Here is a 12,372-nt window from a genome sequence, read left to right as displayed (position 1 = left end):
GGCACACCGTCCGGTAACGAAGGGCTCTGCCATGAAAAGCGGAGTCCCTGGATTCACTTAGACGCACGTCTTCACATCCTGAACCAAGCTCTGGTGTTTCGAATTTCGATGAGACTCCAGGCCATTGCGGCAAGACTCGTACACACCCTGTCTTTCTGCTTGTGCCCGGGAATCGAGTTTTGTTAACCCTATTGGCATGGATGTCGAATCGGTGTGCGTGCCGGGCGCGGGGCTCAAGTCAAGCCCGGTCGCGAAGGCCGGTTGCGACCGCCCCTGGGGGCCGTGGCGAGGGAAGGGGATTGGAATGCGCGTCTTGCTCATCGAGGACGACCGCGCGACCGCGCAGAGCATCGAGCTGATGCTCAAATCCGAGAGCTTCAACATCTACACGACCGACCTCGGCGAAGAGGGCGTCGATCTCGGCAAGCTCTACGATTACGACATCATCCTGCTCGACCTGAACCTTCCGGACATGTCGGGCTACGACGTGCTGAAGGGCCTCCGGGTCGCCAAGGTGAAGACCCCGATCCTCATCCTCTCCGGCCTCGCCGGCATCGAGGACAAGGTAAAGGGCCTCGGCTTCGGCGCCGACGACTATCTCACCAAGCCGTTCCACAAGGACGAGCTGGTGGCGCGCATCCACGCCATCGTGCGTCGCTCCAAGGGCCACGCGCAGTCGGTCATCACCACCGGCGACCTCGTGGTCAATCTCGACACGAAGACGGTCGAAGTCGGCGGGGCGCGCGTGCACCTCACCGGCAAGGAGTACCAGATGCTGGAGCTCCTCTCCCTGCGCAAGGGCACCACGCTGACCAAGGAGATGTTCCTCAACCATCTCTATGGCGGCATGGACGAGCCTGAGCTGAAGATCATCGACGTCTTCATCTGCAAGCTCCGCAAGAAGCTCGCCAATGCCTCCGACGGGCGCAATTACATCGAGACCGTGTGGGGCCGCGGCTATGTGCTGCGCGAGCCCAACGAAGTGATGGAACTGGCGGCGGGCTGATCCGCCGCTCCCGGGAGGCATCGAAACGCGCGAGACGATCTGCGCGAGACGCCTCGCTGCGCGACCAAATGCACACGACCATCCGCCTGGCCGCATTCGATGACCCCGCCCGCTGGCGGGGTTTTCGCGTTTCGCCAATCCACCGGACAGCGCCTCCCGTCAGCGCCGGCCGCGCACCAGCAGCGCCTGCAGAGGCAGATCGACCGGCTCCGGGCCGAACCGGCGCAGCAGCGCGTCGGCAACCCGCGCCGTCACCTCCCCCAGCCGGCCCGGCGCCCGCTGCTCGATTTCCGCACGCAGCGGCGTGCCTTGGCAGAAGGCCGCGGCCACCTCCGGCAGCGCGGCCGCATGGGCCGTCCCCGTCACCACCTCGGCGGCGAACGTCGCGAAGCCCGCCTCCGCCATCTCGGCCCGCAGCCGATCGAGGCTGGAATGGCCATGAGGCGTACGGGCGAGGAAAAGCGGCGGGTCGTCCGGAAATTCCGCCGCCAGCGCCTGCGTCACCGCCGCGGCGGGCAGGTTGGTGGCGATCGTGTCCCACACGGAGAGCAGCAGCGTTCCGCCCGGCACCAGCACCCGCCGCGCCTCGGCAAGCCCCCTCACCCGATCGGGAAAGAACATCAGCCCAAAGGCGCAGACCACAGCGTCGAAGCCGGCCTCCGCGAAAGGCAGCGCCAGCGCGTCCGCCTGCTGCCAGCTTATGCATGGCTCCGGCGCGACACGGGCGCCCACCTCCAGCATGGCAGGATTGAGATCGGTCGCGACGATGCGCGCATCCTGCGCCAGCACGGCGGCCATGCGGCGGGTGACGGCGCCGGTGCCGGCGGCGGTTTCCAGCAGCCGGCGCGGGGCCAGCTCTGCCACGCGCGCGGCCAGGACCTCGGCATAGGGCGCGAAGATCAGCGGCACCATCAGCCGCTCATAAAGCTCGGGAACCGCACCGGCGAAAACCCGGTCGCCGGCGGGTTCCGGCCTGTCGTCGCTCGCGGACATGGCTGCCACCTCCGGCCGGGGCCGGACGCATCCTAGCTCAAACTCCGCAACCGCACAGGCCCGCGGTTGCGACAGGGCCGGTCTTTCCGAACGGCCCTGCCGCGGGCGACGCTACTGGCCGTTCTTCTGCAGCCACGCCTGCATGAACGCGATCTCGCGCTCCTGCGCCGCGATGATGTCCTCGGCCAGCTTCCTGAGTTCGGGATCCTTGCCGTATTGCAGCTCGACCTTCGCCATCTCCACCGCGCCCTCGTGGTGCGGGATCATGCTGCGTACGAAGTCGACATCGGCATTGCCGGTCATGTGCATGGACATCGCCTTGTGCATGCGCTCATTGACGGCCATGTAGGCCTGCGAGGATGCGGACATGTCGCCGGCCGCCGTCGTGCCCGGCATCTCGTGCTTGTGCTGCATGTTCATGGTCTCGGCGCCGGCGCCCGCCGTCAGGCCGAGGGTGAGCAGGCCGAAGGCGGCGGCGCGCAGCAGGGCGGACCGGGGGTTGAAAGACATCATGATGGTCTCCTGAAAGGGAATGTGGGGCGCACGGCATCAACCGCGCGGCGCAAGCATCGTTTCAGGCAGGTCTGGGCGGCGGCTCGGGCAGATCGACCGATCGGCCGATGAGGCTCGCCACCGGCATCGCGTCCCACGCCACGCGCACGCGGGCCGGCGGGGAGAGCGGCAGGTCGACCGGCGGGGCGGCGACGAGACAGGCCAGCGCGCAGCACAGATGCGGCGCCGGAAGCGCGCCGCCACGGTCGTCCTTCATGCCGCCATCCGTGGCGGCCACCATGCCCTCGTGGCACGGCATCGGGCCGATGGAATCCGAGGCTGCGGGGGATGCGCTCATCGTAGCGGCGATCAAAGGAGCCGGCAGCAGCGCCAGCACCGCGAGCAGGCCGAGCATGAGTCCCAGTCCGCGCAGCCATGCCGGCATGCGGCCCCGAAGGAGCCGCGACGGGTTGAGCAAGCTGGGACGGGCGATGCGGATCATGGCGGGAGGCTAGCACGGCCCGGGCCGGTGACGCGAGGCGGGCTGGCCGACGAGTTGTTGAAACGGTCAGGCCGCGCGGGTGCCGCGCAGCAGCGCCCGGACGAGGCCGCGCGTGTCGCCCGCCACCAGCACCGCGTCGAAGCCGGGCGGAACCACCGCGCCGGCACGGCGGGCGATACCGATCAGGCGCGGCCGGTCGGCGGGGGCGATGTCGCGGCTCGCCCCGCACAGCCGGTCGAGCGCCGCGCCATAGGCGTCGAGATCGACCAGCACGATGTCATAGCGCCGGCCGGAGAGCGTCGGCGCGCGCGGATCGTCCGCCAGCGACACCTCGTAGCCGAGTTCGCGCAGCGCGAGGCCCTGCCGCTCGCAGGCCTCGCCCGAGGGGGCGACGACGAGCGCGCGCAGCTTCTCGGCCGGCCTGGTGCGGGTGGCGGCGATGCCGATGGGCAGGTCGAGCAGGATGGCGCGGGTGCCTCCCGGCAGCACCGCCATGCCGGCGATCATTTCGCCGGCTGGCATATGGGCGGTCGCGACCGCGGCGGGGATGGGGAGCACCTCGGCGGTTTCGAGAATCGGTTCGGCGTCGAGCAGCACCGTGCCGCGCACGCGCCCGCCCTGCCCGATCAGCAGCAGCGCCCCGGCCCGCGGCGCCTCGCGCCGGGCCTGCCCCGGCCGAACCAGCCCGAGCCGGGCCGAGAGCCTCAGCAGGGCCAGCCCGGTCCCCTTCAGCGTGCCGGCCTCCGCCATCACGGCGAGGGAGTGCCAGCGCTCGCCGTCGACCGGCAGAAGCTCCACCACGTTCTCATAGGGCAGCGCGAAGCGCATGCCGTCGAGCGCGAAGACGAGGACCTCGGTGCGGTTGTTCTTCATGGGACGCCGGCGGTGATCGTTGCGGGACCGGCCCGCGACGAAAGGAATCGCCGGCCGGTTCCGTGACTGTGGCGGCCACGCGTTAACATGGCCTGAAACCGCGGGCGCAGGTTTGAACGACCCGGCGTTTTCGTCACGCCTTCGCCATTTTTTGCCGCTCGCCGCTCAGACCGTGCCGGGCTCACCGGCGACAGCGGCTTCGGCGGCCTTCTCGCCGGGTGCGGCAGTGATGACGACGCCGTCGCCCTCTCCCGTCATGGCGAGCGTGATCCCCATCCCCACCTCGCGGGCCAGCAGGCCGGTATAGTGCGGCTGCACGCCATGGGCGTCGATCGAGCCGCCCTCGGGCGCGCCGCCGGAGAGCAGCGTCTCCATGTGGTTCGGGATACGGGCATGCGAGCCGCGGGTGGTGATGATGAAGCGCGCCGTCTCGCCCTCGCCCTCGGCGTCCGCCGCGATGGTGCCGCCGCGCGGAATGGTCGCGCCGGCCACCATCAGCAGGTTCAGCAGCAGCTTCACCCGGTTCTTGGGCAGATAGGCCCGCGGCACGTGCCATTCCAGCGTGGTGCGGTCGTCCTGGATGAAGCCGCGCGCCACCTGCTCGGCATCGCCGGTGTCGATCTGCGCCCCGGCCGAACCGGCGGCGCCGAAGGCGAGGCGGGCGAATTGCAGCCGGGCCGAGGCCTGCCGCGCGCTCTTGGCGATGAGGTCCAGCGCGAAGGCCTTCATGCTGGCGTCGTTCTCGTCCTCCAGCACTTCCAGCCCGTTCACGATCGCGCCGACCGGGCTGATCACGTCGTGGCAGACGCGCGAGCACAGCAGCGCGGCGAGATCGAGCTTGTCGAGGTCGATGGCGGTCATGAAGGTCCGTCGCAAGTCTGGCGGCCCGGCACTCGTCAGGCGGGCGGCGTGGCGGAGAGGCGAACCGCAGGCGGCAGGGCATGCGGCTGGCGAACAGGCGCGAATCGCAGGGCGGAGCGTGCGGTTCGTATCGCGCGGTGATACACCGCCCTCGCGCGCCCGCCAACTCGCGGGGGCGCGAACGGCCTGTAGCTGCCCTCTCCGCCCGCCTATTTCCGCCTCCGCCCGCGCTTGCCGCCTCCCGGTCCCGATCGTCCGATCCCATATGTCCGATCCCATGCAGCCCCAGAATTCAGCCGCCCCCCGCTCAACCTCTCCCCGCTTTCCTGCCGAGGTGGTCGCACTCGCCGAGGCCGTGCTGGCCGCCGGCGCCGAGATCATGCGCATCCGCGCCGAGGGAATCCGCGCCGAGGCCAAGGCCGACCAGAGCCCGGTCACCGCGGCCGACCTCGCCGCCGAGGCGCTGCTGCGCGCGCGGCTCCACGATATCCTGCCCGGCGTGCCGGTGATTGCGGAGGAGGCCGTATCGCAGGGCCGCGGCGAAAGCCCGGCCGCGACCTTCCTGCTGGTCGATCCGCTGGACGGCACCCGCGAATTCGTCGCCGAGCGCGGCGAGTTCACGGTGAATGTCGGCCTGGTGGAAGACGGCGTGCCGACGCTGGGCCTCATCTATGCTCCGGCGATCGGTCGGCTGTTCGTCGGCAGCGCGGGCGGGCGGTTCGGCGCGCTGGGGGCCTTCACCGCCGAACGCACTCCCGGCGCCGCAGCCGATGCGGCCGGCTGGACGCGGATCGGCTGCCGCCCGCGCCCGGCCGAAGGGCTGGTGGCGGTGGCGAGCCGCTCGCATCTCGACCCGCACACCACCGCCCTGCTCGGCACTCTTCCGGTTGCCGAGCGCGTCTCCTGCGGCTCGGCGCTGAAATTCGGGCTGGTGGCGGAAGGCCGGGCCGATGTCTATCCGCGCCTGTCGCCGGTGATGGAATGGGACGTCGCCGCCGGCCATGCCCTGCTGCGCGCCGCCGGCGGCACCGTCACCCGCCCGGACGGATCGCCTTTGCCCTATGGCCGTAGCCAGGAGGGTTACCGCGTCCCCGGCTTCCTCGCCACCGGGCCGGGCATGGACTGAGGCGGGACGCGCGCCGGCAACGTGCGAACGCATACGCCGCGCGCCCGCTGCCGTCATGGCCGGCTCCGCCCGCCCGGCGTCTCTTCACGCGGAGGCGGCGGGCTCCGGCAGAACCACGCGGCGCTGGCGCGATGCGATCGAAGAACGGGCCCTTCACCGCTGCCCTCTCCCCGACCGGGAGAGGGAGCCCGCCAACCGGGTACGCATCGACCCGGCCGAAGCGCCGCTCCACAGTCACGCCGTTGAACGTCGCGCCGAGCGGGAGAGAAAGCGAACCACCCGGCGAGGCTTGGCCCGGCTCGGACGGAGCGCCGGACGCCAGGGGGCACGCCCCTTTTTGAACCTTTCCCCATGGTGAAGAGGTCGGCGCGCAGCGCCGGGTGAGGGGCGGAACGGTTCCGCGAACCGGGCCTGCCCTTTCCTTCCGGCTTTTTTCCTTCCGGCTCCTTCCCTTCAACAACGTCGCATCGCGTGCCCCGCCTCGCCAACGCGCTCCCGTTCCCATCCGGCATTGTCAGGCCCCAAGGATGGCGCAGTGACGGCGACCCCGCCGGACGCGGCTACCGCATGGGAGGCCCGAACCGCCCGAAATCTCCACCCCACGCCGCCTTGCGTCGCACAGGTGGGCATTCCTTAACGCTTCATGCCCTCTCATCCCCATTCATGCCCGGATTTGCTGCGCACGTGTTCCGGCGCGCAATTGCCGTGCTAAGTATCGTCCATTGCCCGACCCCGGTTCGCACCCGTCGCTGACGTCCCTCGAACGAACGCCCTCAAGCCCATTCGCGAGACCCACCATGCCGACCTTGCGCTCTCTCCTCGCCTGCCTCGCTCTTCTCATGCTGCCCCTTGCCGCCACGCCGGCGGCGGCCCAGCAGCAGCAGCAGACCGGCTCCTACTCCTCGGACGAGCTGATCACCAAGGGGCACGGTTTCTTCGGCGAGGTGTCGCGCGGGCTGGCGCTTTCCATCGAGAAGGCGGTGAGCCGTTGGGGCCAGCCGAACGGCTATATCCTCGGGCAGGAGGGTTCCGGCTCCTTCGTCGCAGGCCTGCGCTATGGCGAAGGCACGCTTTACACCCGCAATGCCGGCGACCTGAAGGTGTTCTGGCAGGGCCCCTCGCTCGGCTGGGACTTCGGCGGCGACGGCGCGCGGACCATGATCCTGGTCTACAACCTCAACTCCATCAACGACATCTTCCGTCGCTTCGGCGGGATTTCCGGCTCGGCCTATTTCGTCGCGGGCTTCGGCATGACGGCGCTCGCCTCCGACCCGATGGTGGTGGTGCCGATCCGCTCCGGCGTCGGCGTGCGCCTCGGCGCCAATGTCGGCTATCTGAAGTTCACGCCGCAGGCGACGTGGAACCCGTTCTGAGCCGGGCGGTGGGCTTTATTTCCAGCTATCCATCCCCGGCATGGGGGGCGTGCACGGCCATCGGCCAACAGGCATGGCACTTATGCACGGCCATCGGCCAACAGGCATGGCCGGCGCGGCACGGGAGCGATAAGCTCACCATGCGGGCGACGAGCCTTTTTCGGCAGGCGCCGGCCGCGGATGGATCGCGCTCCTCGATCCGAACACATGGGACGACGGCATGGTCGAGATGATCATGTATGCCGCGCTGGGTTTTCTGGCTGCGACGCTGCTGGCACTGCTGATTCTGCCGGCGGTGTGGCGGCGGGCGGTGCGGCTGACCACGCTGCGCATCGAGCGGGCCCTGCCGGTCTCGATGACGGAATTCCTTGCCGACAAGGACCAGTTGCGCGCCCAGTTCGCGGTTGCCGTGCGCCGGCTGGAGCTGAAGCTCGACGCGATGCAGGCCCAGCATGCCGAAGGCGAGGTCGAGCGCTCGCGCCATGTCGTGCGGATCGGCGAGCTGGACGCCGATCGTGCCGCCCTCTCCACCGAGCTTGCGGACCTCGAGGAGAGCCGGCGCGCCACCCTCGCGCGCGCCGAAGCCGCGGAAGCCGAGCGCGACGCCCATGAAGCCGCGCTCGCCGAAATGCGCGCCGGGCTCGAAACCGCGCAGGCCGAACTCGCCGAGAGCCGCAGCCGCACCGCCGAAGCCGACGGCATCGAGGAAAGCTGGCGCATCGAGAATGCCGCTGTCGCCACGCGCGCCGAAGGGCTCTCCCAGCGCGTCGGGGAGCTGGAGCGCACGGTTGCCCGCGACCTCGCCACGCTCACCCGGCTCGAGGAGACGCTCGCCGCCGAGCGCACGGCACGCGATGCCACCGAGGCCCGCCTCGCCGGCACCGAAACCGCGCTCGCCGCCGCCCGCGAGGAAGCCGCCGAACTCGCCCGCCGGCTCGGCGAGGCGCACCGCCAGCAGCAGGAGGAACGCGCGCCCGCCTTGCCCGATCCCATGGAATCGGCACGGTTGCGCGACACCATCGGCCACATCGCCGCCGAAGTCGCCCGCATGACCGCGACGCTGGAAGGCGAAGGCTCGCCGATCACCGCCATCCTCGACGGCGCCTCTCCGCCCCCCTCGGCCCGCAAGCGCGGACGCGGACGGGGCAAAACAGCGAACAGCGTGGCGGCGAATGGCGCGGCGGCGGACGCCACCACCGACCCGACGCAGGTTGCGCGTCCGTTGAACCTCGTCGAGCGCATCCGGGCTCTCCAGATCCGGGCGGCGCAGGGCATCCGGCCCCCGCATAACGTCGCGCTGCCGGACGAGCCGCATCGCCTCATGCCGCGCGAGGACGAGGCGGCGGCGCCGGCAAAGATGGACATGTGAGCGCCGGCCGGACCCCGGAACGCGGGTCCGCTATGGCTTGAGGCTGGTGCCGCCCGGCGGCACCGGCGTGGAAGGCGCCGAAGTCGGCGCGCCGGAGGGCCGCCCGGCCAGCTTAAGCGCCTCCAGCTCCTTGCGGGTCGAGGCCGAGAGACGGGCATCGCCGTCGGCGGACACGAAATCACCCGGCTGGTGCGGCACCACGGGCGTGCCCTGGAACACCATGGGTCCGGTCTCGGTCATCACATAATCGCCGGGCCGCAGCGTCGCATCCATGTCGACGTCGACGCTGGCGACGCCGAACGGGCTGGTGCCGGTGCACGTGCAGGCGGGATTCATCGCCGTGCGATAGGCGAAGGCTGCCGGCAGCGAGGCATAGGGCCGCCCGTCCGAACCACGCGCGCCGTCGATGCCCGCCTCGCGGCTGTACGACACATAGACCGCCGTTTCGGCCTGCGGGCAGAAGGCCTGGCAGCGCCCCTCGGCAGCTATTCGGGTGTCGCCGCTCACCGGCGTCAGCGGGAAATAGTGGCCGTCGCAGGTGCGCACGCAATAGGCGATGCCTCCGCCAATGCCGTTGGACACCGGCTGCGGTCCGTTGTCCGGCACCATGACCTGCGGCTGCGGCGCCTGCCCGGCGCCATAGCCGCTGGAATCGGGCGCCACCGCGCCATTGCCGCGCCCGAAGAAGCCGCCGCCGCGCGAATTCTCGCGCCGGTTGGGCACTTGCTGGGAACCGCCCGAATCGCCGCCACCACCGAACACGCCGCGCAGGAAATCGGTGAAGGGATTCTGCGCGAAAGCCGGTGCCGAAAGGCCGATCACCAGCCCCACCGCCATCACCGCCCCGATACGCCTTGCCGCCATGCTCATCAAATGTCCCATCCGGCTGCCGTTTCCCGGAGCATCCTGCGATCCGACCGGAAGCCCTCCGATCGTCCCTGACCGCGCTTTAGCCCAAATGCCCGGCGAGCACATCTCTCCCCCGCGCTCGCCGGCCCCGCGCCAAACGCCAACGCCGACCGGCGGCATTCGTTCGCCGTCACGTTCCGTCACGCTGCCCCGGCCCCGGAGTCCTGTCCACATTGCACTGCAGCGAACCTTCGGTTAGGTGTAGGTCATTCGTCAGGACCCGGTGCGATTCCGGGTGGCTCTTCCGGCCGCCGATCCGCCGGACAATGCATGTGCGCCCGTCCCGTCATCCGACACCGCCTCCGGCGGGCGCTCTGCCTTGCGATTTTCCCCGCACATGATCCACCGCTCCCGTTACGTTCGAGACTGGGTCTCGAACATCCGTGCCGATGTCCTCGCCGGCATCGTCGTCGCCCTCGCCCTGATCCCGGAGGCCATCGGCTTCACCGTCATCGCCGGGGTCGATCCAAAGGTCGGGCTCTATGCCTCCTTCGCCATCGCCTGCGTCTCCGCAATCCTCGGCGGCCGGCCGGGCATGATCTCGGCGGCCACCGCCGCGACCGCGGTCGTCATGGTCAGCTTGGTGCGCGACCACGGTGTACAATACCTCTTCGCCGCGACCGTGCTGATGGGCCTCATCCAGATCCTGGGCGGCGCCCTGCGGGTCGGGCGGCTGATGCGCTTCGTCTCGCGCTCGGTCATCACCGGCTTCGTCAACGCCCTCGCCATTCTCATCTTCCTGGCGCAGATGCCGGAACTCGTCGGCGTGCCGTTCGAGACCTATCCGATGATCGCCGCCGGCCTCGCGATCATCTATCTGTTCCCCCGCCTCACCCGCGCGGTACCCTCGCCGCTGGTCGCCATCGCCGCGCTCACCGCCTTCTGCTGGTGGAGCGGCCTGCATCCGCGCATGGTGGGCGATCTCGGCGCGCTGCCCTCCAGCCTGCCGCACTTCGCGTTGCCGGACGTGCCGTTCACGTTGGAGACGCTGAAGATCATCCTGCCCTATTCGATCACGCTCGCCGCGGTCGGCCTGCTGGAATCGCTGCTCACGGCGCAGATCGTCGACGACATGACCGACACCAGCAGCAGCAAGAGCCAGGAGTGTGTCGGACAGGGCGCCGGCAACATCGCCTCCGCGCTGATCGGCGGCATGGGCGGCTGCGCGATGATCGGGCAGTCGGTCATCAATGTCAGCTCCGGCGGGCGCGGCCGGCTCTCCACCTTCGTCGCCGGCGCGTTCCTTCTGTTCCTCATCCTGGTGCTGGACGATCTCGTGCGCATCATCCCCATGGCCGCCTTGGTCGCGGTGATGATCATGGTGTCGATCGGCACCTTTTCCTGGCGCTCGCTGATCGATCTACGCCGCAACCCCGCCTCGTCCTCGGTGGTCATGGTCGTCACCGTGGTCACGGTGGTCGCCACGCACAATCTTGCGCTGGGCGTGCTGGCCGGTGTGCTGCTGTCGGGCGTGTTCTTCGCCGGCAAGGTGGCCCGCCTCGTCGCCATCGAGCGCGACATCGACGAAGCGACGGAGCGCGTCGTCTTTCGCGTGCGCGGCCAGATCTTCTTCGCCTCGGCCGAACCCTTCCAGCGCGGCTTCGAGCTGGACGTGGAGCCGCGGGAGGTGCTGATCGACCTCACTCACGCCCATCTGTGGGACATCACCGCAGTCGGCGCGCTGGACAAGGCGGTGGAGCGCCTGCGCAAGGGCGGCGCGCGCGTCACGGTAGAAGGCCTGAACGAGGCCAGCGCCACCATGATCGACCGCTTCGCGGTGCACGACAAAGGCGTTGCGGGGGCCGGCCCGGGCCACTGAAGCGGCGCAGAGGACGAAACGGCGCGGGCGGGTGGACGGGTGACATCGCCGCCGGCCCGCGCGGCCGGTCACGGCATGGCCCTTCGCTTCTGCCATGCACCGGCGTCACGCATGCCGGAGCCTCGGGGCGGATCGGGTCGAGACGCGATCATGCCCCTGCCCTCGCTCAAGCTTCCGCTGTGGAGGAAGGCGGCGCGTATCTTCGCTGCGATCGCAAGCGCGCCCGCGCCACGCGAGGCTTCCTCGCAGTCCCACGACCCGCCCGCGACACAGCCCTGCCGATCCGGGGTGCGGGCTCCTCGGCCACGAATGACGGGGAAACGCCGGGAGCTTCCTTCCGCAGGTTACGACTTTCCGCAGCTCGGGAAGCGACGTGGGTTCAGGCCGCCACCCGCGTCGCCGCGATCCATTCCCTTGCGCGCTTTTCGGGATCGGCATTCAGCAGCACATCGGTGACCGCACACACGGTATCCGCGCCCGCCGCGAAGCAGCCGGCGGCGCGTTCGATGGTGAGGCCGCCGATGGCGACCAGCGGCACCGCACCGATGCGCGCCTTCCACGCCGTGATCCGCTCCAGCCCCTGCGGCGCCCAGCGCATCGCCTTGAGGATGGTGGGATAGACCGGGCCGAGGGCGACGTAGTCCGGCTCGCAGGCCAGCGCCGTCTCCAGCTCCGCCTCGTCATGGGTGGAAAGGCCGAGCCGCATCCCGGCGCGACGGATGGCGGGAAGGTCCGCGACCTCCAGATCCTCCTGCCCGAGATGAACGAAGTCGCAACCGGCCTCGATGGCCAGCTTCCAGTGGTCGTTCACCACGAGCTGCGCGCCATAGCGCTCGCAATAATCGCGAGCCGTGGCGATCTCGGTGCGCAGGGCGGCTTCGTCCATCTCCTTGGCGCGCAGCTGCACCAGCTTCACGCCCTGCGGCAGCAGACGCGGCAGCCAGGCCGCGCGATCCACGATGAGATAGAAGGGGTCGAGCGTGATATGCGCCATCGGGCCTCTCATGCTGTGCACTCTGCCGGGAACGCTCCCGGCACCGTTCTGGGTC

At 69.9% G+C, this 12,372-nt stretch carries 12 protein-coding genes and 1 other annotated feature; of the genes, 5 read left to right on the top strand and 7 right to left on the bottom strand.

Features of this window, described 5'->3' with window-relative positions; all coding sequences use genetic code 11:
• Positions 1–304 precede the first annotated feature (304 nt).
• A complete protein-coding gene (gene ctrA / locus MWN34_RS06470; protein WP_247027768.1) occupies positions 305–1,006 on the top strand; it encodes a response regulator transcription factor CtrA in 702 nt (233 codons plus the stop codon).
• 159 nt (positions 1,007–1,165) lie between these two features.
• Here the strand turns inward: ctrA and MWN34_RS06465 are convergent, their stop codons facing one another.
• From MWN34_RS06465 to chpT, 5 genes are all read right to left on the bottom strand, one after another.
• Positions 1,166–1,999, bottom strand: a complete 834-nt coding sequence (locus MWN34_RS06465; protein WP_247027766.1) for a class I SAM-dependent methyltransferase — start codon at positions 1,997–1,999, stop codon at positions 1,166–1,168.
• Positions 2,000–2,110: 111 nt separating this feature from the next.
• A complete protein-coding gene (gene copM, locus MWN34_RS06460) occupies positions 2,111–2,419 on the bottom strand; it encodes a CopM family metallochaperone (RefSeq protein WP_247028349.1) in 309 nt (102 codons plus the stop codon).
• A gap of 154 nt (positions 2,420–2,573) precedes the next feature.
• Positions 2,574–2,906 (bottom strand): DUF2946 family protein, encoded by a 333-nt coding sequence (locus MWN34_RS06455; RefSeq protein WP_247027764.1) that lies wholly within the window; start codon positions 2,904–2,906, stop codon positions 2,574–2,576.
• Between the two features lie 153 nt (positions 2,907–3,059).
• Positions 3,060–3,866: a chemotaxis protein CheW gene (locus MWN34_RS06450; protein ID WP_247027762.1), complete on the bottom strand. Its 807-nt coding sequence runs from the start codon at positions 3,864–3,866 to the stop codon at positions 3,060–3,062.
• Between the two features lie 165 nt (positions 3,867–4,031).
• Positions 4,032–4,727, bottom strand: coding sequence for a histidine phosphotransferase ChpT (gene chpT, locus MWN34_RS06445; RefSeq protein WP_247027760.1), 696 nt, complete (start codon positions 4,725–4,727; stop codon positions 4,032–4,034).
• A 265-nt stretch (positions 4,728–4,992) separates the two neighbouring features.
• Between chpT and MWN34_RS06440 the strand changes: the two genes are divergently transcribed.
• The 3 genes from MWN34_RS06440 (at position 4,993) to MWN34_RS06430 (ending at position 8,595) form a co-directional block, all read left to right on the top strand.
• Positions 4,993–5,853, top strand: coding sequence for a 3'(2'),5'-bisphosphate nucleotidase CysQ family protein (locus MWN34_RS06440; RefSeq protein ID WP_425532064.1), 861 nt, complete (start codon positions 4,993–4,995; stop codon positions 5,851–5,853).
• A gap of 797 nt (positions 5,854–6,650) precedes the next feature.
• Positions 6,651–7,226 (top strand): DUF1134 domain-containing protein, encoded by a 576-nt coding sequence (locus MWN34_RS06435; protein WP_247027758.1) that lies wholly within the window; start codon positions 6,651–6,653, stop codon positions 7,224–7,226.
• A 220-nt stretch (positions 7,227–7,446) separates the two neighbouring features.
• On the top strand, positions 7,447–8,595 hold the full coding sequence (locus MWN34_RS06430) for a coiled-coil domain-containing protein (RefSeq protein WP_247027757.1): 1,149 nt from the start codon (positions 7,447–7,449) through the stop codon (positions 8,593–8,595).
• 30 nt (positions 8,596–8,625) lie between these two features.
• Here MWN34_RS06430 and MWN34_RS06425 read toward each other — a convergent pair whose 3' ends face one another.
• On the bottom strand, positions 8,626–9,465 hold the full coding sequence (locus MWN34_RS06425; protein ID WP_247027755.1) for a DUF2865 domain-containing protein: 840 nt from the start codon (positions 9,463–9,465) through the stop codon (positions 8,626–8,628).
• Between the two features lie 252 nt (positions 9,466–9,717).
• Positions 9,718–9,773, top strand: a sequence feature (sul1 is cis-regulatory element that is thought to sense ions involved in sulfur or methionine metabolism; They are found in Alphaproteobacteria).
• A 68-nt stretch (positions 9,774–9,841) separates the two neighbouring features.
• Between MWN34_RS06425 and MWN34_RS06420 the strand changes: the two genes are divergently transcribed.
• On the top strand, positions 9,842–11,323 hold the full coding sequence (locus MWN34_RS06420; RefSeq protein ID WP_247027753.1) for a SulP family inorganic anion transporter: 1,482 nt from the start codon (positions 9,842–9,844) through the stop codon (positions 11,321–11,323).
• Positions 11,324–11,702: 379 nt separating this feature from the next.
• On the opposite strand, the gene MWN34_RS06415 is transcribed toward MWN34_RS06420, so the two are convergent.
• On the bottom strand, positions 11,703–12,308 hold the full coding sequence (locus tag MWN34_RS06415; protein WP_247028347.1) for a thiamine phosphate synthase: 606 nt from the start codon (positions 12,306–12,308) through the stop codon (positions 11,703–11,705).
• Positions 12,309–12,372: the final 64 nt, after the last annotated feature.

The sequence above is a fragment of the Ancylobacter crimeensis genome, from assembly GCF_023016805.1.
Classification (GTDB): Bacteria; Pseudomonadota; Alphaproteobacteria; order Rhizobiales; family Xanthobacteraceae; genus Ancylobacter; species Ancylobacter crimeensis.
The sequence above is the reverse complement of the archived record's forward strand: the minus strand, read 5'-3'. Positions and strand labels throughout refer to the sequence as shown.